Here is a 22,041-nt window from a genome sequence, read left to right as displayed (position 1 = left end):
TGTTCATGAACACGACCAGGGCCGGCACGCCGACCTGACGGGCCAGCAGGATGTGCTCGCGCGTCTGCGGCATCGGGCCGTCAGCGGCCGACACCACCAGGATCGCGCCGTCCATCTGCGCGGCGCCCGTGATCATGTTCTTCACATAGTCGGCGTGGCCCGGGCAGTCGACGTGAGCGTAGTGACGGTTGGCCGTCTCATATTCCACGTGCGCCGTGTTGATCGTGATGCCGCGCGCCTTCTCTTCCGGCGCCGCGTCGATGTCGGCGTAGTTCATCGCCTTCGCCCCGCCGGCCTTCGCCAGCGTCATCGTGATCGCCGCCGTCAGCGTCGTCTTGCCGTGGTCAACGTGACCAATCGTGCCGATGTTGCAGTGCGGCTTCGTGCGTTCGAACTTTTCCTTGGCCATCGCCAAACTCCTTGTGGCCCGGGTCCGTTCTGCGGATGGGCGTCATGCTCATCTAAAAACCTGGAGCGGGTAGACGGGATCGAACCGACATCCTCAGCTTGGAAGGCTGCTGCACTACCATTGTGCTATACCCGCGCGAAGAATGCGGTCGCCTGCTGCGTCCATGGACGAGTCCGGCTCCGCACCCGATACCTTTCCAGAGCCCGGACTTTCGACCGGATCGCAACGCGTGGTGGGGGAAGCAGGACTCGAACCTGCGAAGCTTACGCAGGGGATTTACAGTCCCCCCCCTTTGCCGCTCGGGACATTCCCCCAGCGCGTTGTCGATCCGATGGAAACAAAGGCTTTCAGGATGCCGCCGTTCCTGGGTTAGAGGGAGCGCCGGACCCGGAAAGCCCCTGGGGCTCCAAATCGGAGGGCGTCTTATAGTGTCGTCGAAATCAGAACGCAACGACCGGAAAGCGGGGAAAAAAGGGCCTTTCGCGGGCGCGCGGAAAGCCCCGCCCGGTAAGGGTTTCGGCGCTTCGGCGCGGCCATCGGAAGGCGGTCGTGGGGCGAGCGCGCGCGGCGGCGAACGGGGAAAGTCCGCGCCGGCCGATTCCGCGTCGCGCGCGCCGCGAGGATCGACCGGGCCCGATCCTTCGGGCTTTCTGTGGGGCCGGCATCCAGTGCTGGCCGCCCTCGCCAATCCGGCGCGTCGCGGGACCGGCCGTTTGCTGGCCACGGCGGAGCGGGCGGCTGAGATTGCGGACGGCGACCTGGCGCACGGCCACAGGGTCGAGATCGTCGATCTGCCGAGCCTGAACCGGATGCTGCCGGCCGGAGCGGTGCATCAGGGCCTGGCGTTCAAGGTCGCCCCGCTGGAGGGGGTGTCGCTGGACGAACTCGCAGAGCCGGCCGAGGGCCTGCTGGTCATGCTGGACCAGCTGACCGATCCGCAGAACGTCGGGGCCATCTTCCGATCCGCCCTGGCGTTCGGCGCGCGCGGCGTCATCGTGCAGGACCGCCATGCGCCGCCGCTGGCCGGGGCGCTGGCGAAGGCGGCGGTCGGGGCGACCGAGAAACTGCCCCATGCGCGGGTCACCAATCTGAGTCGCGCGCTGGAGCGGCTCGCCGACCTGGGCTGGCGCGCCGTCGGCCTGGACGGCGCCGGCGAGCAGACCCTCGAGGAAGCCCTGGACGATCGCCCCACCGTCCTGGTCATGGGCTCGGAGGGTGACGGCATCCGCCGCCTGGTGGCCGAACATTGCGACGCCCTGGCGCGAATCCCCATGCCGGGCGGGTTCGAAAGCCTGAACGTCTCCAACGCCGCCGCCGTGGCGCTTTACGAAGCGGCGCGCAAGCAGGCGGGGTGATGCAAACCGGCCTTGGCGCGACAGCCGGTCGCAGCTAGGAAGCGGTCATGGATTTTCTGACCGACCCCCACTTCCTCAGCCAGCTGTCGGCCCTCGGCCAGGTGCTGATGATCGACCTTGTCCTCGCGGGCGACAACGCCGTCGCCGTCGGCCTGGCCGCCGCAGCCCTGCCGCAGGAGCAACGCCGCAAGGCCATTCTGGTCGGACTGATCGCCGCCGTGGTGCTGCGCATCGGCTTCGCCCTGATCACCGTGCAGTTGCTGGCCATCGTCGGCCTGCTGCTGGCGGGCGGGGTGCTGCTGCTTTGGGTCTGCTGGAAGATGTGGCGGGAGCTTCGCGAACAGGCGACGCACGATCAGGCCGAGGCGGCGGCGGAGCTGGAGCTGGCGGCGTCGATCGAGCATGGCACCGGCCCTTCGCCGGAGGAGCTCGGCATCAAGCGCAAGACCTTCGGCGCGGCTCTGCTGCAGATCATGATCGCGGACGTCACGATGAGCCTGGACAACGTCCTGGCGGTGGCGGGCGCCGCCCATGAGCACCCCTGGATCATGGTCTTCGGTCTGGTTCTGTCGATCGGTCTGATGGGGGTCGCGGCGACCTATATCGCCAAGCTGCTGAGCCGCTACCGCTGGATCGGCTACCTGGGACTGGTCATCGTCCTTTATGTCGCCCTGCACATGATCTGGGACGGCGCGCGCTCGGTCATCGTGCGGACGGATCGGACCGAGGCGTTCAACCGTTCGGCCCCCGCATTTCTGGACATTTCGCCGGAAGACGAGGCAAAGTATTGGAAGGGCGTGCGGGGCGCGCCGACCGATGCGGCGCCGGCGAGCGGCCTGCCCGCCCCGGCCCACGGCGCCCTGCCCCCGCCAGAGGAAACGACGCCGCAGAAGGACTGAGCCGATGGCCCGAGCCCGACGATCCGTCAGCCTGATCGCGATGCTTCTGGCTTTCGGCGGCGCGGCCTCGGCCAACCCCGCTGCCCAGGCGACTGCGGCGGCCGAGACGTCCGCTCCCGTTAGGGCGCGTGACCTGCCGGTCGGGGATCCGCTGCGCCCCGTGGTTCTGAACGCCCTGCGGCCGGCCATTGTCGCCGACCTGGGCCAACCGGTCATGTTCGTGGTCCAGACCCTGAGAGCCCAGGGCGACTGGGCCTATGTCGTCGCCCGCCCCCAACAGCCGGACGGCCAGCCGATCGACTTTCGCCGCACCCGCTACCGCCAGGCGATGGAACAGGGCGTCTTCGACGGGCCGACCCTCTACGCCCTCATGCAGCGCCGCGATCAGCGCTGGACGGTGGTCGACTTCGCCATCGGGCCCAGCGATGCGCCCCAGGCCGGCTGGCCCGACGAGTTCGGCGCGCCGGAGACACTGTTGGGCCCGGGCGGCTCCTGATTCCGGGGTTCAGCTCAGGCGCGCCAGTCCCGCGAAAGCGGCGCGGCGATCCTCAGGCAGAGCGGCCACCCAGGCGGCCACCGGCGGCGCCTTGAGCACGAATTCCAGCTGATCCGAAACGGTCTGGCGCAGCCGATCCGTCGTAACCTTGGGCCTAAGCCGTTCGAGGCATGACTGGGCCGTGTCCAGATCGCCCGCGATCACGGCCGCCGTCCAGCGTGTGAGTTCGGCCCAGACCGGACGCACGTCGCCATTGGCCAGATCCCGCTCCAGGCGGACGACAGCCATGCGCGCCTCCGCGTCGGCGGACTGCATCTGGCCCAGGGCTGCGTGCACCATGGCGAGGTAGATGTGGGTCTGGCTGTAGTCGTCGCAGCGGGCGGCCTGGCTGTGGTGGTGCAGGGCCTGCTCCAGCCGTCCCAGATCGCGATGAATCATGCCGACGTAATTCCACAGGTCGCACGACCGGTCGTTGGTCTGAAGCGCCCTGGCGGCGTAATCCAAGGCCTTCTCCATGTCCGCATACCGCCAGGCGGTGGCCAGGCCGTAGTAGGCGTCCGACGGGTCGTCAGCGGCGGCCACAGCCGCCTCGAACTGGGTCTTGGCCTCCTCGACCCGGCCGAGATTGACCAGGGCGCGTCCCCGACGAACCATCATGGTCGAGTCTGCGGGGCGAAGCTCCAGGCCGCGATCATACTCCGCGATCGCCTTGACGAACTGGCCCTCCTTGTAGCTGTTTTCGCCCAGGGTGAAGTGATAGGCGGCCTCGACGATGCTGCCCATTTCGGCCGTCAGGTCGGACCGCAGGCGGCTGGACCGCTTTTCGATCTCTTCCAGGAACGTCCTGACCTGGGCCTGGGCGGCCTGGTGATCGACGACGGCGGCGCGCAACTCCTCCTTGAGCTCACGGATATGGCGGAACTCGGCGAAGCCCAGCACGCCGATCAGCACGATGAAGACGCTGACCACCGACAGGATGAGGCCCGCCGCCGTCAGCAGGGCGTTCGACAGCTCCAGCGACGGCTCCGCGCCGGGCGTGGCTCCCGATCGGTTGACCATGACGAACAGCAGCATCAGCGCCACCGTCGCCACCGCCATCCAGGTCAGGATCGTGGGTCCCCACCGCCCCTTGAGCATGCCACTCTCCCGTCTTCCAAACCCCAGCTTGCAGATGGATGCCGTCGCCTGACAAGAGCGTAGCGGCGGAATGGCGTCAGACGGGCGCGCCCGCCTGCGTCGTCGCCGGCCAGGACGCCAGGGTCGAGATCACCGCGCCGCGAGATCCCACCTGGCCGAGCGCCAGCCCGCTGAGGACCATGCGGGCCGGTGGAGGCGACGCCAGAGCCGCCGCCAGGGCGCGCTCGGCGTCGTTCTCGACATAGGCCAGGGTCACGTGCGGCGTGTCGGCGTAGCTGCCACCGACCACCAGATGTTCGCCCAACAAGAGGGCGCGGACGGCGCGGCGCAGATCAAGGAAGGCCGCCGTGGGGGCGAGGTCCGCCAAGATGTAGCGGCCCTGGGTCACGTCGAGATGCACGTCGGTGACGGCGCAGTCGACCCGGCGATCCGATTCCGTGAGACCGACCATGAACGCCTCGAGATCGCTCTGGACCGCCTCGAGGCTGGCGCTTTCGGCGAGGAAGCCCATGGCCAGGGTGACATGCGGCGTCATCCGGCCCGTTTCAGAGAAGTCGATCCGGGACGGCGCCACGGCGCGGACGGCGGCGTTGCTGCGCCGGGCCCAGTCGTCCGAGGCGGCGTCGAGGCGGAAGTGCAGGTTCAGCTTCATTCCGCGCCGCCGAAGCGATCCGCCCATTCCGCGACCTGGGCGTCCTCGATCTTGGCGAACAGGACCTGGGGCGCGGCCACGACGGCGCCCGGCGCCACGGCGGCGAACAGGTCTTCGTCCGAAGCCGGCCAGGACAGGTCGGCGGCCCCGACCGTCTCGCCGATCCGGGGGGCCGTGAAAGGCAGGATGGGCGCCGAAAGGCGAGCGAACAGGGCGATCAGGTTCAGGGCCGTGCGCACCACCACGGCGGCGCGATCGCGGTCGGTCTTCAGCGCGGTCCACGGCGCAGCCTCCTGAAGATATTCGTTGCCCAGCACCCAGGCGGCGCGGACGGCGGCGGCGGCCTTGCGGAACTCCATCGCCTCGAACAGCGCCGTCGCCTCGGCCACGGCGGCGGCCACATCGGCGGTCAGCTTCGTCTCGAGCGGGCCGGGCTCCCCGCCGTCCGGCACGACGCCATCGAACTTGCTTTCGGTGAATTTGACGATGCGGTTGACGAAATTGCCCAGCACGTCGGCCAGGTCCTTGTTCGTCGCCGACTGGAACTGCTCCCAGGTGAAGGCGGCGTCGGAATGCTCCGGGCCGTAGGCGGTCAGGAACCAGCGCCAGTAGTCGGCAGGCAGCAGCTCCAGCGCCTGGTCCATGAAGACGCCGCGCTTCTGGGACGTCGAGAACTTGCCGCCGTACCAGTTCAGCCAGTTGAAGGCCTTCAGCTGGTCCACCGTCTTCCATGGCTCGCCCGAGCCCAGGATCGTCGCGGGGAACGACACGGTGTGGAACGCCACATTGTCCTTGCCCATGAACTGGACGTAGCGGACGTCGTCGGCCCCCTCGTCCAGACGCCACCAGGATCGCCAGTCGCCGCCGGTCGCCTCGGCCCATTCCTCGGTCGCGCCGATGTATTCGATCGGGGCGTCGAACCAGACGTAGAAGACCTTGCCCTCCATGCCCGGGCGCGGCCCGCCGTCGGGGCCGACCACGGGCACACCCCACTTCAGATCGCGGGTGATGCCCCGGTCGATCAGCCCTTCGTCGAGGTGTTTCAGGGCGATCGATCTGGCCAGCGGCTGCCAGCCCTGGCGGCTGTCGATCCAGTCGCGGATCGGCTGTTCCAACTTCGTCTGCAGCAGGTAGAGGTGGCGCGTGTCGCGGACCTCGAGATTGCGGCTGCCCGAAATGGCCGAATAGGGGTCGATGAGGTCGGTCGGGTCCAGCAGGCGGCCGCAGTTGTCGCACTGGTCGCCGCGCGCCCCGACATGGCCGCAGTGGGGGCAGGTCCCCTCGACATAGCGGTCAGGCAGGAAGCGGGCGTCGTCGATCGAATAGACCATGCGGTCCACCCGCTCCTCGATCAGGCCGTTCTGTTCGAGCACCGCCGCGAAATGCTGGGTCAGGCGACGGTTCGGCGCCTTAGACGAGCGGCCGAAGACGTCGAAGCTGAGACCGAAGGCCTGACCGGCCGCCTTCTGGACCTCATGCTGCTCGTCGCAATAGGTCTGGACGTCCTGGCCAGCGGCGGCGGCGGCCAGTTCGGCCGGAGTGCCGTGCTCGTCGGTGGCGCAGACGTAGAGGACGTCGTGCCCCTGCCCCCGCTTGAACCGCGCCCAGACATCGGCCGGCAACATGGAGCCCGCCAGATTCCCCAGATGCTTGATGCCGTTGATATACGGCAGGGCCGAGGTGATGAGGATGCGGGCCATGGTCGTCCGGGCAGGCTTGGGGAAGGCGACGGATATAGAGGCGCGAAACGGCCACGTCACCTTCGGGGTGTCGGGCAGGGATGAGCGGCAGCTTTGAGGTCGCGCACGGAAGTCGCAAATCGACCCATGGCGGACATTCTGATTTCCCCTCTCCCGGTTGGGAGAGGGATTGAGCGCACGGCGGCGAAGCCGTCGTTCTGGCGCTCAAGGGTGAGGGGACAGACGGGGCAGTCGGTGAAGCCGTGTCGCCGCCCGTGCGACGGCTTCGCCGAATTTGAGACCGTCCCCTCATCCGCCCCTTCGGGGCACCTTCTCCCAACAGGGAGAAGGGAGGACTGACACCCGCTTTCCACCCTACTCAGCCATTCGAATCGACGGCTTGGGGACACCACCGTCGAGACATCAGACGCCGCCGGCGCTTCCCCACGCGCGGCTCGCTGAAGGCGCCCGCCGCGCCACCCGCACGAACCGGCCCGTCAGCAGGACGCCGGAGATCAGGCTGGCGACGATGACGGACCACACGATGCCATCGACACCCATGCGGTGAGCCAGCCACCAGCCCAGCGGGATCATGATGACGCCATAGGACAGCAGGTGCATCAGGGTCGGCCAGACCACGTCGCCGGCGGCGCGGTTGGCCTGGGCGGCGACCACCTGCTGGGCGTCGGCGACGAAGAACAGGGTGGCCAGAACCAGGGCCGGAGCGGCGATGGCCAGGATGGCCGGATCGGTGGTGTAGGCGCCGACCACTGGCCGGGCGGCCAGCCACAGACCGATGGCGATGACGAAGGCCAGGACCGTCACCACCCCTATGCCCACCAGGCCGCTGCGCATCACGCCCGCCCGGTCCCCCGCCCCATAGGCGCGGCCGACCAGAACGGCCGTCGCGGACGACAGGCCCATCGGCACCATGAAGACGATGGCGGAGACGTTGATCACCACGGCCCAGCTGGCCGTCTCGGCCGCGCCCAGTTGGGCGGCGAACAGTGTCATTGCCGCAAAAGCTCCGACCTCGATGAAGTTGGACGACCCTGCGCCGACGCCGACGCGGATCTGCTCGACCTCGACCGGGCGGTCGCGCTGCGGCTTGGCGAAGACGCCCCAGCCCCTCGCCTCCGGCAGGCGCAGGATAAAGACCACGAGAAAGATCGCTAGGGCCGTCCGCGCCCCGAAAGTGGCCCAGGCCGAGGCGACGGCGCCGTTCACGCCGAGCCCCAGCATGTCGGGAACCAGCAGAAGGTTGAGCGCCAGGTTGACGGCGTTGGCAACCCACATGGCGACCATGCCCGCCTTGGGCCTGTGCAGCCCCTCGAGGAAGAACTGGGCGGCAACCGAAACCAGATAGGCCGGCATCGACAGGGCGAAGACAACCAGGGCGGGCGAAGCGCCCTGCCCCAACCCATCCTCCAGCCCCATGTTCGACAGAGCCAGGGGGCCGAGCACGATAAGGCCGATCATCGAAATCAGGCCGATCTGCATGGCATAGACCATGCCCCGGCGCAGGACGGCGCCGACCTCGCCGTGCCGTCCCTCGCCTCTAAGGCGCGCGGTCATGACCTGAACCCCCATCATCAGCCCGACCGCGGTGGTCAGCACCACCGAGGAGGGCGCCCAGGCCAGGGAATGCAGAGCCAGTTCGCGGCTGGCGTAGTGTCCCACCACGATCGCGTCGGTCAGCCCCATGGTCATGATGCCCAGCCGCGCGAGCACGACCGGCCAGGCCAGGGAGGTCAGTTCGCGCAGGGTCGAACGGGTCTGTGAACTGAGGGCGAACATGGGACGCGGGCCAGACCACGCCGATGCGTCCCGGTCAACACATGGGCTGCTTATGGACGGATAAGGCCGTGTCCCCTGATCGCCGCAGACGACCGGACGATCAGCCCTTCTTCTCGTCCGGCAGGAAGGCGCCGGCGATCCAGCTGACCACGCCGGTGACGATGGCCGCGCCGATCCCGGCCCACAGGCCGTCCACCACGAATCCGTCCAGCAGGACCGCCACGATTCCGATCGTGGCGGCGTTCACAACCAGCAGGAACAGGCCGAAGGTGATGACCGTCAGCGGGAAGCTGAGGAAGGTCAGGATCGGCCGCACCACGGCGTTGACGATCCCCAGCAGAAGCGCGGCCCAGAACAGCGAACTGGTCGCGGAAAAGGCGACGCCCGGCACCAGTTTCGACGTCGCCCACAGACCGAGCGCGGTGACCAGGAATTGCAGAACGGCGCGCAGCATCGGCGTTTCTCCTTTGCGACAAGCTAGGCTGTGCGCCAAGACGTCGCAATCACGCGAAAGGCGCAAACGCGCCGGAACCGTCGCCGTTCCGGCGCGCTATTTTCAGGCTGCGGCCCTCCCCTCGCCGCCGACATCATCGACCCACATCCACATCGAGGCAGACACCATGACCGACCAACGCATCGAAGGCGCCGCCACCGGACTGAAGGGCAAGGCCCAGGACGCCCTCGGCCGCCTGACCGGCGACAGCAAGCTTCAGCTCGACGGCAAGTTGAACGAGGTGAAGGGCAAGGCGCTGGACGCTTACGGCCGCGTCATCGACGGCCTGGACGGCATCGCCGACAAGGCGCCGGTGGACATCCGCGAACCCGCCAAGCGTGGCCTGGAGTTCGCCCGCAACAAGCCGCTGCTGACCACGGGAATCCTGGCCGGGGCGGCGATCCTGCTGTCCAGCCTGGGCCGTCGTCGTTGAATTCTGGCCCAAGCGAAAGCAGTCGCTGAGACAGAAGGCCCGGATCTTGCGATCCGGGCCTCTTCCATGCGCATCGTTCCTCTGTTCGATCGGTCGAGCGGGCCGCCGGAATGGGCCATCGGGACGAGCCGGAGAGTGACGGATTTCAGGCAGGCGTCATCGACTTCACGACGGGGGCCTAAGTCAGGGGGAGGAGCAGCGCGGATGGGCGCCGTCAGCGGCTGCGGAAGGCCTTCACGGCGGCGACGGTTTGGCGCACCTGGGCCTCGATGCCGGCCCAGTCGGCGGACTTCACGGCGGCGTCGGTGATGAGCTTGGAGCCCATGCCGGCCGCGACGATGCCGGCGCCGAACCATTTGGCGATGGAGGCCTCGTCCGGGTCCACGCCGCCGGTCGGCATGATCTTGGTCCAGGGCATGGGGCCCATCACCGCCTTGACGAAGTCCGGCCCGCCGACGCTGGCGCCGGGGAAGAGTTTGACGACCTCGCAGCCCAGTTCGTGTGCATTGCCGATGTCGGTGACCGAGCCGCAACCCGGGAAATAGGCTGTCATGCGGCGGTTGCAGACCCGGGCTACGTCGGGGACCAGGCAGGGGCTGACCACGAAACGGGCGCCGCGATTGAGGAACAGGGCCGCCGTCGGGGCGTCCACCACCGAGCCGATGCCCAGCACGACCTCCGGGTTTGTCTTCTGCAGTTCGCGCGCCAGGTCGCCGAACAGGTCCACCGCGAAGTCGCCGCGATTGGTGAACTCCACCACCGGGGCGCCGCCCGCCGCGCAGGCGCGGATGACGTTGAGGCAGACGTCCAGGTCCGAATGATAGAAGACCGGGCAGACGCCCTGCGCCTCCAGCGCGTTCAGGACGGTCAGACGATCGTGGCGCATCTCAACTCCGCTCATCCCGGCGAAAGCCGGGACCCAGTTCTGTTTGGCAGGACCGGCCGAGCCGGTGATCCGCCCTGCTTATCCCAGCGACCCGTGAATGCCAAAGCACCGGGTCCCGGCTTTCGCCGGGATGGGCGGAACTTATTGTTTCATCCTCGCCGCGATCCGCGTCACCAGCTGGCTCTCAGCATCGGCCAGCGGGTCGAGGACGGTGAAATGGTTCAGGCCGTCGAGCGCTTCGAACCGGGTTTCTACGCCCTTTGAGGCCCAAAGGTCGGCCATGGCGCGGGACTGGCGGAGGAACTCGGCGGTTTCGGCGCCGCCGACGACGCAGTCGAGGGCCGTCCCGCCGGGCGCGCCGCCGTTGGGCGGGGGCCAGTGGATCGGCGACAGGGCGCGGGCGGTCATGACATCCAGTCCCAACGCCGCGTTCAGGCTGGTCGGAATCAGGGGCTCCAGGTCGAAGACGCCGGACACAGCCAGGGCGCCGGAGGCCCGGCCCTCGGACAGGAGGCAGGCCGCCAGATGGCCGCCGGCGGAATGGCCGAAGACGAAGGGGCGGGCGCCGGTGCGTTCCCGTAGCTGGTCGGCGACGGTGCGAATCTGATGCACGATCCGGCTGAGACTGACCTCGGGGCAAAGATCGTAGGAGGGAATGGCGACGCTGACGCCGTGGGCCAGCAACGGCGGGGCGATCCAGCTGAACCAGGACTTGTCCAGGGCCTGCCAGTAGCCGCCGTGGATGAAGACGGCGGTCGGAGCGTCGGGCGCGGCCTCCCACAGGTCCATGACCTCGCGCGGGCCGTCACCGTAAGTGACTGCGAGCGGCGGGCGGGCGGCGCGGGCGGCCTCGGCGTCGGTCTTCCACCGGGCCATGACGGCGGGGTGGTCGGGTACGGCGGCGCGGTTGTTGTACTGAGATTCAGGTTCAAGGGGCGAGGGATTAGGGTCGAGGGGAGCGGCCGTCATTGGATTTTCCTGCGCATCAACTCGCCATCACGTGTCGGCCGCGTGTAGAGGTCTGATCGACAGGTCCTCGAACCTGATCCCTCGCCCCTCGAACCTTGGTAAGACCGCCATGATGACCGCCATCTTCGTCTTCATCAAATGCGAGCTGGGCTTCGCCAACGACGTGGCGGCCGACATCGTCGACAATGTCGAACATGTCTCGGAGGTCTATTCGACTTCGGGCCAGCACGACCTGCTGGCCAAGTTCCAGCTGCCGCGCGACCTGGACATCGGCACCTTCGTGACCAGGCAGGTGCAGACGCGGGCCCATGTGCGGGACACCTTCACGGTGATTACGTTCTCGCCGTTCCTGCCTTCGAAAGCCTGACGCTACGTCATCCGAAAAGCCTGCTAGGTTGACGCTAACGCACGCGTAAACCAGCGGCACGAGGAGACGACATGGCGGACCTTGAGACGTTTCGCGCCGAGACGCGCGCCTGGCTGGAGGCGAACTGCCCGGCCGAGGTGCGTGGGCCGCTGGACAATGAGGAAGACCGCGTCTGGGGCGGACGCAACCCGACCTTCAAGACCCCGGCCCACAAGCTGTGGATGGAGCGGATGGGCGCCAGGGGCTGGACCGCGCCGGAGTGGCCGACCGAATACGGCGGCGGGGGTCTGAGCCGCGAGGAGGCCAAGGTTCTGGCGTCCGAACTGCGCCGCATCGACGCCCAGATGGCCCTGTCGAGCTTCGGCATCTGGATGCTGGGCCCGGCCCTGCTGCAGTTCGGGACGGAAGAGCAGAAGAAGAAATTCCTGCCGCCGATCGTGCACGGCGAGATCCGCTGGTGCCAGGGCTATTCCGAGCCGGGCGCGGGCTCCGACCTGGCCAACGTCCAGACCAGGGCCGTGGATCAGGGCGACCACTGGATCGTCAACGGCCAGAAGATCTGGACGTCCTATGCGGACAAGGCCGACTGGATCTTCTGTCTGGTGCGGACCGACCCGGAGGCGCCCAAGCATCTGGGCATCTCCTTCGTGCTGTTCGACATGGCGACGCCGGGCGTGACGACCAAGCCGATCACCCTGATCAGCGGCAAGAGCCCGTTCTGCGAGACCTTCTTCGACGATGTGCGGGTGGAAAAGGAGAACCTGGTCGGGACGCTGAACCGCGGCTGGGACGTGGCCAAGGCCCTGCTGGCGCATGAGCGGACCATGATCGGCGGGATGGGCGGGATCGGCGGCGGCCGGCCCCTGGGCCAGGTCGCGGGCGACAGCGTGGGCGTGGACGCCGAAGGCCGTCTGGACGACCCGATGCTGCGGGCGCGGATCGCCGAACTGGACGTGGACCTGATGGCGTTCAACCTGGCGATGGAACGGGTCGGCGATCAGCACAAGGCGCGACAGGCGCACCCGGCGATGGCGTCGATGCTGAAATACTACGGCTCGGAGCTCAACAAGCGTCGCTATGAGGTGATGATGGCCGCCGGCGGCTCGGACGCCCTGGAATGGGAAAGCAAGCGGTCACGCAAGGGCACGACGGCCCGTGACTGGCTGCGGACCAAAGCCAATTCCATCGAGGGCGGGACCAGCGAGGTGCAGCTGAACATCATCGCCAAGCATATTCTGCAACTGCCGGGAGCCTGAGCCCATGCCCCTGATCCTGACCGAAGAGCAGACCATGCTGAAGGAGGCCGCCGAGGGCTTCTTGAGCGAGACCGCGCCGATCGCGCATCTGCGCAAGCTGCGCGACGACCGTGACGCCGACGGGGTGTCGCGCGACCTGTGGCGGCAGTTCGGCGAGATGGGATTCGCCGGAATTCTGGTCGGCGAGGACCATGGCGGATCGGGCCTGGGACCGGTCGAGGCCGGCGTCGTCGCCGAGGCCCTGGGACGGACCCTGACCCCCTCGCCGTTCCTGGGCACGGCGGTGCTGGCGGCGAAGTTGCTGGGCGACGGCGGGTCGGAGGCGCAGAAGGCCGGCTGGCTGGGGCGGATCGCGGCGGGCGAGGCGATCGTGTCGCTGGCGGTGGATGAGGGCGCCAAGCATCGGCCGGAACGGATCGCGACGCGGGCCGAGCGGGCGGGCAACGGCTTCAGGCTGAACGGCGCCAAGGGTTTCGTGCTGGACGGCCATGTGGCCGACGCCCTGATCGTGGCGGCCGAAACCGACGAGGGTCTGACGCTGTTCCTGGTCGATCCGAAGACGGCGGGCGTGGAGATCGAGCGGACGGTGATGGTGGACGCCCACAACGCCGCGCGCGTGACCCTGAGCGACGTCGAGGTCGATGCGGACGCCGTGATCGGGTCGGTCGGCGGCGGGCGGGCGCCGCTGGACGCCGCCCTGGACCTGGGGCGGGCCTGTGTCGCGGCGATGATGAACGGCGCAGGCGACCAGGCGTTTCAGGTGACGACCGAATATCTGCGTACCCGCAAGCAGTTCGGCAAGCTGATCGGCGAGTTCCAGGCGCTGCAGCACCGGGCGGCGCATCTGTTTACCGAGATCGAACTGGCGCGGGCGGCGACGATCGGCGCCCTGCAACGGCTGGAGGCGGGCAAGGATCCGCAGGGCGTCGCCGTCTCGGTCGCCAAGGCCAAGGCCGGAAGGGTGGCCGAACTGGCGGTTCAGGAGGCCGTCCAGATGCACGGCGGCGTCGGCATGACCGACGAGTTCGACGTCGGCCTGTTCATGAAACGGGTGCGGGTGTTGAACGAACTGTTCGGCGATGCCGGCTATCATCAGGAGAAGCTGGCGCGCGCGCAGGGGTACTGAGCCGCCCAACCAATCCGTCGGCCTCCCTGACCTGAACCCCAGCGGCGGGAAGTGCTGTTGGATGGGCCCTCGGCACAAGGCCGAGGGTGACGGAGTTTTGTAGATCGATAGTGAGAGCGCGGAGCCCTACTCCGCCTTCACCAGCGCCAGCACGGCGTCGGCCGGGACCTGATCGCCCACGGCGGCGTTGATCTCGGCGGCGACGCCGTCGAAGGGGGCGGTCAGGGCGTGCTCCATCTTCATGGCCTCGAGCACGATCACCGGCTGGCCCCTGGCCACCGCCTCCCCCGTCTTGACCGGCGCTGCGACGATCTTGCCCGGCATGGGTGCGCGCAGGGCGCCGTCGGAGGTGGAGCTTGCCGCCTTGAGGTCCATGCGGGTCGAAACCACGAAGGGATAGCCACGCTCGAAATGAACCGCAGCTCGCGGATCCAGCTCAAGATAGCGAGGCCGGCCTTGTGAGCTGGCTTCCTCTGACAGGCGGACGGATCGCGGCTGTCCATCCACGTAGACTCTCTGGTGGAGACTGGGAACGTCGTTCATCCGGAATCCCATCGGGCCGAAGAACGAGGTCCACGGCGAGCGCCAATCGGCGCCCATCTCGTCAGCAAGTCGGATGATATCGACCGCGCTTCGCAAGCCATCTTCCGACAGGGCTTGTGACGAAATGAGCTCTTCTTCCTCCGCCCCGATGAACCCTGTGTCCACATCGCCGGCCACGAAGCGCGGATGCTCCAGGCACCGTTTGAGGAATCCCGCGTTGGTCCTGACCGGCCAGACCTCGACCTGGCCGCAGGCGTCAGCCAACTCCGCCGCCGCCTCTTCGCGCGTGGCGGCGTGAACGATCAGCTTGGCGATCATCGGGTCGTAGAACTGGCTGACCTCGCCGCCCTGTTCGACGCCGGTGTCGATGCGGATCGAATGCGCGGCCGCCCCCTCCACCGCTTCGCGGTCCCCCTCCCCCGCTCTGCGGGGGAGGATAAAGTGGTCCAGCCGCCCGATCGAGGGCAGAAACCCGTTTGCGGGGTCCTCGGCGTAGAGACGGGCCTCCATGGCCCAGCCGTTCAGGGGGATGTCGGCCTGCGCCAGCGGCACGGGTTCGCCCGCCGCCGCGCGGAACTGCCATTCGACCAGATCGACGCCGGTGATCATCTCGGTGACCGGGTGTTCGACCTGGAGCCGGGTGTTCATCTCCATGAACCAGATGCGGTCGGCGCGCAGGCCCTCAGACGCGTCGGCGATGAACTCGATGGTGCCGGCGCCGACATAGTTCACGGCCTTGGCCGCGCGCACGGCGGCGTCGGTGATCGCGGCCCGGGTCGGGGCGTCCATGCCGGGCGCGGGAGCCTCTTCGATCACCTTCTGGTGGCGGCGTTGAAGGGAGCAGTCGCGCTCGTTCAGGTGGACGACGGTCCCGTGCCGGTCGCCGAACACCTGAACCTCGATGTGGCGCGGGCTGAGGATGTATTTCTCGATCAGCACCCGGTCGTCGCCGAAGCTGGAGGCCGCCTCACGACGGCACGACGACAGGGCGTCGAGGAAGGCGTCCGCAGCATCGACCCGCCGCATGCCCTTGCCGCCGCCGCCGGCCACGGCCTTGATAAGGACGGGATAGCCGATGGCGTCGGCCTCGGCCTTCAGCCGGGCCTCGGACTGGTCGTCGTCCATATAGCCGGGAGTGACGGGCACGCCCGCCTCGACCATCAGTTTCTTGGCCGCGTCCTTCAGCCCCATGGCGCGGATCGAGGCGGCAGGCGCCCCGATCCAGACCAGACCCGCCGCCTGAACCGCCTCGGCGAAGTCCGCGTTTTCACTCAGGAAGCCATAGCCGGGATGGATGGCCTCCGCCCCCGTGGCCTTCGCCGCCGCCAGCACCTTGTCCTGATCCAGATAGCTCTCGCGCGCCGGCGCCGGACCGAGCAGGACCGCCTCATCCGCCTCGCGCACGAACAGGGCATCGGCGTCGGCCTCGGAATAGACGGCGATGGTGCGAATGCCCATGCGACGGGCCGTGCGGAACACGCGACAGGCGATCTCGCCGCGATTGGCGACCAGGACGGATTTGAACATGGGCGAAGCCTAGTGCCGTGAATGGAAAGTGGCGAGCGGCGAGTTCAGTCGAGACTCAGCCGCTCGCGGAGTTGAACCTTGACCGCATCATGAACGGCGTCCGGCAACCGGCCGATCGGCTCCAGCCGGTCGAGTTCGACCGTCGCGATCTTGGCGGTGCGGATCAGCGAGGCCGCCGGCAGCCCGGCGGAACGGAAATCCTCCGTCAGCGCCACGTCGCCGGGCCAGACGCGGTTCTCGGCGCTGGTGACCATCAACACCCAGCCCAGCCGGTCGCCCAATCCGACGCCGCCGTCGCTGACGACCACGGCCGGCCGCCACTGATGGGTTTCCCGGTCGGTGTAGGGAAAGGGCGCGCGGACGACCGTGCCCGCCTTAGAGGTCGGCATAGGCTCGCGAATCCGCTTCCGTCGCCCATTCCTCGAAATGGACGAAGGGATCATCACGCTCGACGGGTCTGGCCTTGGTCAGGCGCACGCTGTCGCCCAGGATCTCATAGGCCAGATCGTCGCCCGGCCCGACGCCCAGGGCGTTGCGAACCGCCTGCGGCACCGTGGTCTGCGCCTTGCTGGTCAAACGGCTTGAAATCATGATGTAAGGATAATCCTTACCGCCCTGTCCCGCAAGTCGCCCTCACTCCGCCCATTTCGCCGGACGTTTGTCGAGGAAGGCGCGGACGCCTTCCTGGCCTTCGTCGGAGACGCGGGCGCGGGCGATGCGGCGGGCGGTGTCCTCCATCAGGCCGTGATCGACATGCTTGCCGGCCAGGTCGCGGACCAGGCGTTTGGCGTCGCCCATGGCGCCGGGCGCATTGGCGGTTAGGCTGTCGGACAGCATGGAGACGAACTCGTCCACCGACCCCTCGGGCAGGACCATGTCGATCAGGCCGATATGGGCCGCATAGTCGGCGTCGAAGATGTTGGCGGTCAGGAACAACTGCCGGGCGCGGCGGGCGCCGATGGCCTCGATGACATAGGGGGCGATGGTCGCCGGGATCAGGCCCAGCTTGACCTCCGAGAAGGCGAAGCGCGAACCCTCGACCGCCACCGCCATGTCGCAGGCCGCGACGATGCCCGCCCCGCCGCCCATGGCCGAGCCCTCGACCAGGGCCACCGTCAGGGCCGGGACGTCGGCCAGGGCCTTCAGCATTCGGGCCAGACCCATGGCGTCATCGCGGTTGTCGCCCTCGGACCAGTCGACCGCGTCGCGCATCCAGGCCAGATCGGCCCCGGCGCTGAACGTGCCGCCCGCGCCGCGCAGGAAGACCACCCGCACCCTGTCCGCGCCGTGCAGGGTCTCGAACGCCTCTCGCAGGGCGGCGATGGTGGCGGCGTCGAAGGCGTTCTTCTTCGCCGGCCGGTTCAGGGTGACGAACACCACTCCGTCCGACGTCGCGTCGATCTGGACCAGGTCGTCATTGGCGTCCGGCGCAGGATCGGCCAGCAACGGACTGGCGATGGCGTTGATCTCCGCCGCCTCGGCGTCGGTGATGTCCAGGGCGTTGAGGTCGGCTTCGGTGGGGGTGTCGGTCATGTGAACTCCTTCGATGCGTCAACGCATGGGCGAGTGAAGAGTGCTAGGGAGCAAGGCGTGAGCAGGAATTGGCGTTGTCATATCGGCCACGGCTCACGTCTCCGCTCACTAGCACTCTTCACTCCTACATCCTGAACACGCCGAAGCGCGTCTCTGGTATCGGCGCGTTCAAACTCGCCGAAATCGCCAGGCCCAGGACGTCGCGGGTCTGGACGGGGTCGATGATCCCGTCGTCCCACAAACGCGCGGTGGCGTAATAGGGGTTGCCCTCGTCCTCGTATTTCTGACGGATCGGGGCCTTGAAGGCCTCGGCCTGATCGGGCGTCCATTTGTCCGCATCGCGGTGCACGGTGGCCAGGACGCTGGCGGCCTGTTCGCCGCCCATGACCCCGATCCGGCTGTTGGGCCAGGTGAACAGGAAGCGCGGGCTGTAGGCCCGGCCGCACATGCCGTAGTTGCCCGCCCCGAACGAGCCACCGATCAGGACGGTGAACTTGGGAACCTCGGCGCTGGCGACGGCCGTGACCAGCTTGGCCCCGTCCTTGGCGATGCCGCCGGCCTCATACTTCCCGCCGACCATGAAGCCGGAGATGTTCTGCAGGAAGACCAGCGGGATCTTCCGCTTGCAGGCCAGTTCGATGAAGTGGGCGCCCTTCAGCGCGCTCTCGGAAAAGATCACCCCGTTGTTGGCCAGGATGGCGACCGGATAGCCCCAGATGCGGGCGAAGCCGCAGACCAGGGTCGAGCCGTACAGCGGTTTGAACTCCTCGAACTCCGACCCGTCGACAATGCGGCCGATGACCTCGCGCACGTCATAGGGAGCGCGGACATCCTCGGGGATCAGGCCGTAGAGCTGCTGCGGGTCCAGAACCGGCGGCCGGGGCTCGCGCACGTCCATCTCCACGGTCTTGACCGAGTTCAGATGGCCGGCGATGTCGCGGACGATCTCCAGCGCGTGCTCGTCGTTCTCGGCGACATAGTCCACCACGCCGGACTTGCGGCCATGGGTCTCGGCCCCACCCAGTTCCTCGGCGGAGATGACCTCGCCGGTGGCGGCCTTCACCAGCGGCGGCCCGGCCAGGAAGATGGCGCCCTGTTCGCGTACGATGACGGTCTCGTCCGACATGGCCGGCACATAGGCCCCGCCCGCCGTCGACAGTCCCATGACGCAGGCGATCTGGGGGATGTTGCGCGCGCTCATCCGCGCCTGGTTGAAGAAGATGCGGCCGAAATGCTCGCGGTCCGGAAACACCTCGGCCTGGTGCGGCAGGTTGGCGCCGCCCGAGTCGACCAGATAGACGCAGGGCAGGTTGTTCTGCTCGGCGATCTCCTGCGCCCGCAGGTGCTTTTTCACCGTGATCGGGAAATAGGCGCCGCCCTTCACCGTCGGATCGTTGGCGACGATCATCACCTCGCGGCCCGACACCCGGCCGACGCCACAGATCATCCCGGCGCCCGGGGCGCCTTCGGGATCATCGGGCGTGCCGTACATGCCGTTGGCGGCCAACTGGCCGATCTCCAGAAACGGCGAGCCGGGATCGAGCAGACGTTCGACGCGGTCCCGGGGCAATAGCTTGCCGCGCGACACGTGGCGCTCGCGCGCCGCGCCGGAGCCCCCCAGGGCGGCCTTGGCCACGCGGGCGCGCAGGTCCTCCACCAGCGCCGAGTTATGGGCGTGCTGCGCCTTGAAGGCGGCGGAGGACGGATCGACGGAGCTGGTCAGCCTTGGCATGATGCGAAGGTCTAGGCGGGATTTCGCCGTCTGGCAAAGGGCGCCATCTGCCCGACTTCCTGCCGATGTGAGAACGATTATGAGCCTGACCGGCGCCTATGACCCCGACAACATCTTCGCCAAAATCCTTCGCGGGGAAATTCCTTCCGTGAAGGTGTGGGAAGACGATCGGATCCTGGCGTTCATGGACGTGTTTCCCCAGTCCGAGGGGCATGTTCTGGTCATCTCCAAGACCTCCACGGCGCAGAACCTGCTGGGGATCGACGCCGACGATCTGGCCGCCGTGACCGCGGCGGTTCAGCGCACCGCCCGCGCCGTGACCAGGGCCCTGTCGCCTGACGGCTTCTCGATCATGCAGTTCAACGGTGAGGCCGGCGGCCAGACGGTGTTCCACCTGCATTTCCACGTCATCCCGCGCTGGGCCGACCGTCCCATGAAGGGCCACGGCCATGCGCCGATGGCGGACGTCGAGGCGCTGAAGACGCTGGCGGCGAAGATCGCGGCGGCGCTGGACTAGAGCATTTTTGCATCTGACTGAATCAGTCAGATTCCAAAAAATGCTCCAGCATCAATCTGGAGCAAAATCTACGCCCCGACTGACTGCGTCAGTCAGGTCCGATTTTGCTCTAGAACGGCCCCCGGAAGATCACCCAGGCGCCGCCGAAGATGAGGGCGAAGCCGACCGCGTGGTTCATCGTCAGCTTCTCGCCCAGGAAGGTAATGCTGAACACCGCGAAGACCAGCAGGGTGATCACCTCCTGGATCGTCTTCAGCTCGGCGGCGGAATAGACGTGATGGCCCATGCGGTTCGCGGGCACCGCCAGACAGTATTCGAAGAAGGCGATGGCCCAACTGACGATCACCACGATCCACAGCGGCTTGGACCCGAACTTCAGATGGCCGTACCAGGCGAAGGTCATGAAGACGTTCGAGACCACCAGCATCAGCACCGGGGTCAGATAGGCCAGGGCGTTCGGCGGCAGGAAGTTCGGCATGGGCGCGATCTTGCTTGCCCCGCGCGGCCGACGCCAGCATAAGCGCCGGGAAACGCCGGTTTAGCTCAGTTGGTAGAGCGCCAGTTTTGTAAACTGGATGTCGCGGGTTCGATCCCTGCAACCGGCACCACCCTCCCCCGATCGCGGCGCGCCATGCCCACGACCACGACGAACAAGCTGGGACACCGCATCGGCGCGCGCGGCGGACGCACGCGCGGCGCGATCCTGGCCGCGACGCGGGCTCTGCTGGACCGCAAGCATCTGGGAGAGATCCGGGTGGCGGACGTGGCGACACACGCCGGCGTGTCGGCCTCGAATTTCTACACCTATTTCAAGACCGTTGAGGAAACGGTTCTGGCGCTGTGCGAAGTGGCGGCGGCCGATTTCCAGCCGCTGGCGGCGCAGCTGGACGCCGACTGGTCGGGCGAGGCCGCGTTCCGCATCGCCCGCGGCTATGTGGTGGACGTGCTGCTGCAATGGCGAGAGCACGGACCGGTGCTGCGGATCGAGCACATGCTGGCAGACCAGGGCGAGCCTGGCTTCGTCGACAGTCGGGTGAAGCGGCTGCGGCGCGTGCACCTGACGCTGGAGCGGCTGATCGCCCGCGCTCACGCCACGGGATATCATGCGCCGGGCCTGGACCCGCGCCTGACGTCCTATCAGGTGGCCAGCCTGGTCGAATCGGCGGCGGACGGCTTCGAACTGCTGAAGCGGGGCGACACCCCGGCCGACACGGTCATCGACACCACGGCCCACATCGTCGTGAAGCTGGTGACGGGACGCTGAAGCGAAATCGGCCGAGATGGACGCAGACCCCTCGGCTCAGATTTCGCTTAAGTGTTTTGTCAGAGGCCGAGCGGGCCCAGCAGCCAGACCAGCCAGGCCCCGACGGCCAGGAAGGTTCCGAAGGGCAGGCGGTCGGCGCCGCTGACCCTGCGGCGCAGGATCAGGCGGGCCAGCACGAGACTGAAACCGACGGCGCAGGCCCAGAGCATGACGCTGGGCAGGCCCATCCAGCCGACCCAGGCGCCGACGGCCCCCATCAGGAACGGATCGCCGCCGCCCAGCCCCTCGCGCCCGCGCGCCCGCTTGTAGCCCCAGGCGATCAGCCACAACAGGCCGAAGCCCGCGACCGCGCCGATGACCTGATCCCAGGGCACGCCGCCGGCCATCAGTCCCGTGGCGATCAGTCCCGTGCCGGCCAGGGGCCAGGTCAGTTCGTCAGGCAGCCAGAAATGCTCGGCGTCGATCAGGGCGATGAGCAGCAGTTGCCAGCCCAGCACCGCCGTGGCTCCGACCGTCAGCCAGGAGGCGTCGGAACGCGCCGCCATGGCCAGGGCCGCCCAGGCGCCGAGGCCGCCGGCCGCCAGCTCGATCAGCAGGTAGCGAGGCGAAATCGCCGCGCGGCACCAGCCGCATCGGCCCCTCAGGACCAGCCAGCTGATCACCGGGACCATGTGGCGCGCGGCCAGTTGGCGCTCACAGCTCATGCAGCGCGAGCGGGCGAGGACGATGTCCTCGTCGCGCGGCAGGCGCACCGAGACGGCGGCCAGGAAACTGCCGACGATCAGGCCCAGCAGGGCCATGACGGCCGCGACGAAGACGGTGGAGGGCATGTGGACGGGTCTCTGATCACCGTCATCCTCGGGCTTGGCCCGAGGACCCATGGCGCCGCCTGACCCGATGCCGGGCTATCCCCGCCCCCGTCCGGCGGCGGGGTCCGAATCCAAGCTGACCATGGGCCCTCGGGACAAGCC

Annotated in this window: 24 protein-coding genes and 3 tRNA genes; 10 read left to right on the top strand and 17 right to left on the bottom strand. The window is 68.0% G+C overall.

Annotated features, from left to right (window positions below):
• From ACO2Q1_RS11635 to ACO2Q1_RS11625, 3 genes are all read right to left on the bottom strand, one after another.
• Nucleotides 1-409 (bottom strand): GTP-binding protein (locus tag ACO2Q1_RS11635; protein ID WP_423329629.1); only part of this gene is annotated, 409 nt, incomplete at its 3' end.
• Between the two features lie 61 nt (nucleotides 410-470).
• A tRNA-Gly gene (locus ACO2Q1_RS11630) sits at nucleotides 471-544 on the bottom strand.
• A gap of 95 nt (nucleotides 545-639) precedes the next feature.
• Nucleotides 640-723 (bottom strand) — tRNA-Tyr (locus tag ACO2Q1_RS11625).
• 114 nt (nucleotides 724-837) lie between these two features.
• On the opposite strand from ACO2Q1_RS11625, the gene rlmB reads away from it, so the two are divergent.
• Genes rlmB through ACO2Q1_RS11610 form a run of 3 tightly spaced genes read left to right on the top strand, consistent with a single transcriptional unit; the run spans nucleotide 838 to nucleotide 3,159 of the window.
• Nucleotides 838-1,764, top strand: coding sequence for a 23S rRNA (guanosine(2251)-2'-O)-methyltransferase RlmB (gene rlmB / locus ACO2Q1_RS11620; RefSeq protein WP_423329628.1), 927 nt, complete (start codon nucleotides 838-840; stop codon nucleotides 1,762-1,764).
• A 47-nt stretch (nucleotides 1,765-1,811) separates the two neighbouring features.
• A complete protein-coding gene (locus tag ACO2Q1_RS11615) occupies nucleotides 1,812-2,663 on the top strand; it encodes a TerC family protein (RefSeq protein WP_423329627.1) in 852 nt (283 codons plus the stop codon).
• A gap of 4 nt (nucleotides 2,664-2,667) precedes the next feature.
• On the top strand, nucleotides 2,668-3,159 hold the full coding sequence (locus ACO2Q1_RS11610) for a hypothetical protein (protein WP_423329626.1): 492 nt from the start codon (nucleotides 2,668-2,670) through the stop codon (nucleotides 3,157-3,159).
• A 9-nt stretch (nucleotides 3,160-3,168) separates the two neighbouring features.
• Here ACO2Q1_RS11610 and ACO2Q1_RS11605 read toward each other — a convergent pair whose 3' ends face one another.
• From ACO2Q1_RS11605 to ACO2Q1_RS11585, 5 genes are all read right to left on the bottom strand, one after another.
• On the bottom strand, nucleotides 3,169-4,296 hold the full coding sequence (locus ACO2Q1_RS11605) for a tetratricopeptide repeat protein (protein WP_423329625.1): 1,128 nt from the start codon (nucleotides 4,294-4,296) through the stop codon (nucleotides 3,169-3,171).
• Between the two features lie 76 nt (nucleotides 4,297-4,372).
• Nucleotides 4,373-4,948: a 2'-5' RNA ligase family protein gene (locus ACO2Q1_RS11600; RefSeq protein WP_423329624.1), complete on the bottom strand. Its 576-nt coding sequence runs from the start codon at nucleotides 4,946-4,948 to the stop codon at nucleotides 4,373-4,375.
• Nucleotides 4,945-6,648, bottom strand: a complete 1,704-nt coding sequence (gene metG / locus ACO2Q1_RS11595) for a methionine--tRNA ligase (RefSeq protein ID WP_423329623.1) — start codon at nucleotides 6,646-6,648, stop codon at nucleotides 4,945-4,947. The genes ACO2Q1_RS11600 and metG overlap by 4 nt, the downstream gene beginning before the upstream one ends.
• Before the next feature lie 402 nt (nucleotides 6,649-7,050).
• Complete coding sequence (locus tag ACO2Q1_RS11590; protein WP_423329622.1) at nucleotides 7,051-8,424, bottom strand: MATE family efflux transporter; 1,374 nt, start codon at nucleotides 8,422-8,424, stop codon at nucleotides 7,051-7,053.
• Between the two features lie 100 nt (nucleotides 8,425-8,524).
• Nucleotides 8,525-8,878, bottom strand: a complete 354-nt coding sequence (locus tag ACO2Q1_RS11585) for a phage holin family protein (RefSeq protein WP_423329621.1) — start codon at nucleotides 8,876-8,878, stop codon at nucleotides 8,525-8,527.
• A gap of 166 nt (nucleotides 8,879-9,044) precedes the next feature.
• On the opposite strand from ACO2Q1_RS11585, the gene ACO2Q1_RS11580 reads away from it, so the two are divergent.
• The gene (locus ACO2Q1_RS11580) at nucleotides 9,045-9,350 is read left to right on the top strand and encodes a CsbD family protein (protein WP_423329620.1); all 306 of its coding nucleotides are present in this window, start codon (nucleotides 9,045-9,047) and stop codon (nucleotides 9,348-9,350) included.
• A gap of 214 nt (nucleotides 9,351-9,564) precedes the next feature.
• Here ACO2Q1_RS11580 and ACO2Q1_RS11575 read toward each other — a convergent pair whose 3' ends face one another.
• Together ACO2Q1_RS11575 and ACO2Q1_RS11570 are read right to left on the bottom strand one after the other, a co-directional pair.
• Entirely contained in the window at nucleotides 9,565-10,236 is a 672-nt protein-coding gene (locus ACO2Q1_RS11575; RefSeq protein WP_423329619.1) for a bifunctional 4-hydroxy-2-oxoglutarate aldolase/2-dehydro-3-deoxy-phosphogluconate aldolase, read from the bottom strand.
• Nucleotides 10,237-10,377: 141 nt separating this feature from the next.
• Nucleotides 10,378-11,205 carry an alpha/beta hydrolase gene (locus ACO2Q1_RS11570; protein WP_423329618.1) on the bottom strand — a complete coding sequence of 276 codons (828 nt, stop codon included), beginning with the start codon at nucleotides 11,203-11,205 and terminating at the stop codon, nucleotides 10,378-10,380.
• 112 nt (nucleotides 11,206-11,317) lie between these two features.
• Here ACO2Q1_RS11570 and ACO2Q1_RS11565 point away from each other — a divergent pair, with 112 nt between their 5' ends.
• From ACO2Q1_RS11565 to ACO2Q1_RS11555, 3 genes are all read left to right on the top strand, one after another.
• Nucleotides 11,318-11,572, top strand: a complete 255-nt coding sequence (locus ACO2Q1_RS11565; protein ID WP_423329617.1) for an Lrp/AsnC ligand binding domain-containing protein — start codon at nucleotides 11,318-11,320, stop codon at nucleotides 11,570-11,572.
• 71 nt (nucleotides 11,573-11,643) lie between these two features.
• Nucleotides 11,644-12,828: an acyl-CoA dehydrogenase family protein gene (locus tag ACO2Q1_RS11560; RefSeq protein ID WP_423329616.1), complete on the top strand. Its 1,185-nt coding sequence runs from the start codon at nucleotides 11,644-11,646 to the stop codon at nucleotides 12,826-12,828.
• 4 nt (nucleotides 12,829-12,832) lie between these two features.
• On the top strand, nucleotides 12,833-13,954 hold the full coding sequence (locus ACO2Q1_RS11555; protein ID WP_423329615.1) for an acyl-CoA dehydrogenase family protein: 1,122 nt from the start codon (nucleotides 12,833-12,835) through the stop codon (nucleotides 13,952-13,954).
• A 126-nt stretch (nucleotides 13,955-14,080) separates the two neighbouring features.
• Here the strand turns inward: ACO2Q1_RS11555 and ACO2Q1_RS11550 are convergent, their stop codons facing one another.
• The 5 genes from ACO2Q1_RS11550 to ACO2Q1_RS11530 all read right to left on the bottom strand — a co-directional run bounded on the left by ACO2Q1_RS11550 (nucleotide 14,081) and on the right by ACO2Q1_RS11530 (nucleotide 19,289).
• Nucleotides 14,081-16,024 (bottom strand): acetyl/propionyl/methylcrotonyl-CoA carboxylase subunit alpha, encoded by a 1,944-nt coding sequence (locus tag ACO2Q1_RS11550; protein WP_423329614.1) that lies wholly within the window; start codon nucleotides 16,022-16,024, stop codon nucleotides 14,081-14,083.
• A gap of 44 nt (nucleotides 16,025-16,068) precedes the next feature.
• Nucleotides 16,069-16,413 (bottom strand): type II toxin-antitoxin system PemK/MazF family toxin, encoded by a 345-nt coding sequence (locus ACO2Q1_RS11545; protein WP_423329613.1) that lies wholly within the window; start codon nucleotides 16,411-16,413, stop codon nucleotides 16,069-16,071.
• Nucleotides 16,400-16,600 (bottom strand): AbrB/MazE/SpoVT family DNA-binding domain-containing protein, encoded by a 201-nt coding sequence (locus ACO2Q1_RS11540; RefSeq protein ID WP_423329612.1) that lies wholly within the window; start codon nucleotides 16,598-16,600, stop codon nucleotides 16,400-16,402. The genes ACO2Q1_RS11545 and ACO2Q1_RS11540 overlap by 14 nt, the downstream gene beginning before the upstream one ends.
• Before the next feature lie 57 nt (nucleotides 16,601-16,657).
• Nucleotides 16,658-17,557, bottom strand: a complete 900-nt coding sequence (locus ACO2Q1_RS11535) for an enoyl-CoA hydratase-related protein (RefSeq protein ID WP_423329611.1) — start codon at nucleotides 17,555-17,557, stop codon at nucleotides 16,658-16,660.
• Nucleotides 17,558-17,681: 124 nt separating this feature from the next.
• On the bottom strand, nucleotides 17,682-19,289 hold the full coding sequence (locus ACO2Q1_RS11530) for a carboxyl transferase domain-containing protein (RefSeq protein ID WP_423329610.1): 1,608 nt from the start codon (nucleotides 19,287-19,289) through the stop codon (nucleotides 17,682-17,684).
• 79 nt (nucleotides 19,290-19,368) lie between these two features.
• On the opposite strand from ACO2Q1_RS11530, the gene ACO2Q1_RS11525 reads away from it, so the two are divergent.
• Nucleotides 19,369-19,806 (top strand): HIT family protein, encoded by a 438-nt coding sequence (locus tag ACO2Q1_RS11525; RefSeq protein ID WP_423329609.1) that lies wholly within the window; start codon nucleotides 19,369-19,371, stop codon nucleotides 19,804-19,806.
• Nucleotides 19,807-19,915: 109 nt separating this feature from the next.
• Here the strand turns inward: ACO2Q1_RS11525 and ACO2Q1_RS11520 are convergent, their stop codons facing one another.
• Entirely contained in the window at nucleotides 19,916-20,284 is a 369-nt protein-coding gene (locus tag ACO2Q1_RS11520; RefSeq protein WP_423329608.1) for a DMT family protein, read from the bottom strand.
• Between the two features lie 54 nt (nucleotides 20,285-20,338).
• Between ACO2Q1_RS11520 and ACO2Q1_RS11515 the strand changes: the two genes are divergently transcribed.
• Nucleotides 20,339-20,414, top strand: a tRNA-Thr gene (locus ACO2Q1_RS11515).
• 23 nt (nucleotides 20,415-20,437) lie between these two features.
• A complete protein-coding gene (locus ACO2Q1_RS11510) occupies nucleotides 20,438-21,070 on the top strand; it encodes a TetR/AcrR family transcriptional regulator (protein WP_423329607.1) in 633 nt (210 codons plus the stop codon).
• A gap of 59 nt (nucleotides 21,071-21,129) precedes the next feature.
• On the opposite strand, the gene ACO2Q1_RS11505 is transcribed toward ACO2Q1_RS11510, so the two are convergent.
• Nucleotides 21,130-21,900, bottom strand: coding sequence for a prepilin peptidase (locus ACO2Q1_RS11505; RefSeq protein WP_423329606.1), 771 nt, complete (start codon nucleotides 21,898-21,900; stop codon nucleotides 21,130-21,132).
• Nucleotides 21,901-22,041: the final 141 nt, after the last annotated feature.

The organism is Brevundimonas sp. VNH65 (assembly GCF_049445955.1).
Lineage (GTDB): Bacteria > Pseudomonadota > Alphaproteobacteria > Caulobacterales > Caulobacteraceae > Brevundimonas.
Note: the sequence above shows the minus strand (reverse complement) of the source record. Positions and strands in the feature narration are given on the sequence as shown.

Excerpts from the sequence above, each read along its gene's own strand:
- ACO2Q1_RS11575 (WP_423329619.1), bottom strand. The coding sequence starts at position 10,236 with ATGCGCCACGATCGTCTGACCGTCCTGAACGCGCTGGAGGCGCAGGGC.
- ACO2Q1_RS11535 (WP_423329611.1), bottom strand. The coding sequence starts at position 17,557 with ATGACCGACACCCCCACCGAAGCCGACCTCAACGCCCTGGACATCACC.
- ACO2Q1_RS11580 (WP_423329620.1), top strand. The coding sequence starts at position 9,045 with ATGACCGACCAACGCATCGAAGGCGCCGCCACCGGACTGAAGGGCAAG.
- ACO2Q1_RS11600 (WP_423329624.1), bottom strand. The coding sequence starts at position 4,948 with ATGAAGCTGAACCTGCACTTCCGCCTCGACGCCGCCTCGGACGACTGG.
- ACO2Q1_RS11510 (WP_423329607.1), top strand. The coding sequence starts at position 20,438 with ATGCCCACGACCACGACGAACAAGCTGGGACACCGCATCGGCGCGCGC.
- ACO2Q1_RS11560 (WP_423329616.1), top strand. The coding sequence starts at position 11,644 with ATGGCGGACCTTGAGACGTTTCGCGCCGAGACGCGCGCCTGGCTGGAG.
- ACO2Q1_RS11545 (WP_423329613.1), bottom strand. The coding sequence starts at position 16,413 with ATGCCGACCTCTAAGGCGGGCACGGTCGTCCGCGCGCCCTTTCCCTAC.
- ACO2Q1_RS11605 (WP_423329625.1), bottom strand. The coding sequence starts at position 4,296 with ATGCTCAAGGGGCGGTGGGGACCCACGATCCTGACCTGGATGGCGGTG.
- ACO2Q1_RS11570 (WP_423329618.1), bottom strand. The coding sequence starts at position 11,205 with ATGACGGCCGCTCCCCTCGACCCTAATCCCTCGCCCCTTGAACCTGAA.
- ACO2Q1_RS11505 (WP_423329606.1), bottom strand. The coding sequence starts at position 21,900 with ATGCCCTCCACCGTCTTCGTCGCGGCCGTCATGGCCCTGCTGGGCCTG.
- ACO2Q1_RS11520 (WP_423329608.1), bottom strand. The coding sequence starts at position 20,284 with ATGCCGAACTTCCTGCCGCCGAACGCCCTGGCCTATCTGACCCCGGTG.
- ACO2Q1_RS11565 (WP_423329617.1), top strand. The coding sequence starts at position 11,318 with ATGACCGCCATCTTCGTCTTCATCAAATGCGAGCTGGGCTTCGCCAAC.
- ACO2Q1_RS11555 (WP_423329615.1), top strand. The coding sequence starts at position 12,833 with ATGCCCCTGATCCTGACCGAAGAGCAGACCATGCTGAAGGAGGCCGCC.
- ACO2Q1_RS11610 (WP_423329626.1), top strand. The coding sequence starts at position 2,668 with ATGGCCCGAGCCCGACGATCCGTCAGCCTGATCGCGATGCTTCTGGCT.
- ACO2Q1_RS11530 (WP_423329610.1), bottom strand. The coding sequence starts at position 19,289 with ATGCCAAGGCTGACCAGCTCCGTCGATCCGTCCTCCGCCGCCTTCAAG.
- ACO2Q1_RS11590 (WP_423329622.1), bottom strand. The coding sequence starts at position 8,424 with ATGTTCGCCCTCAGTTCACAGACCCGTTCGACCCTGCGCGAACTGACC.
- ACO2Q1_RS11585 (WP_423329621.1), bottom strand. The coding sequence starts at position 8,878 with ATGCTGCGCGCCGTTCTGCAATTCCTGGTCACCGCGCTCGGTCTGTGG.
- ACO2Q1_RS11525 (WP_423329609.1), top strand. The coding sequence starts at position 19,369 with ATGAGCCTGACCGGCGCCTATGACCCCGACAACATCTTCGCCAAAATC.
- metG (WP_423329623.1), bottom strand. The coding sequence starts at position 6,648 with ATGGCCCGCATCCTCATCACCTCGGCCCTGCCGTATATCAACGGCATC.
- ACO2Q1_RS11615 (WP_423329627.1), top strand. The coding sequence starts at position 1,812 with ATGGATTTTCTGACCGACCCCCACTTCCTCAGCCAGCTGTCGGCCCTC.
- ACO2Q1_RS11550 (WP_423329614.1), bottom strand. The coding sequence starts at position 16,024 with ATGTTCAAATCCGTCCTGGTCGCCAATCGCGGCGAGATCGCCTGTCGC.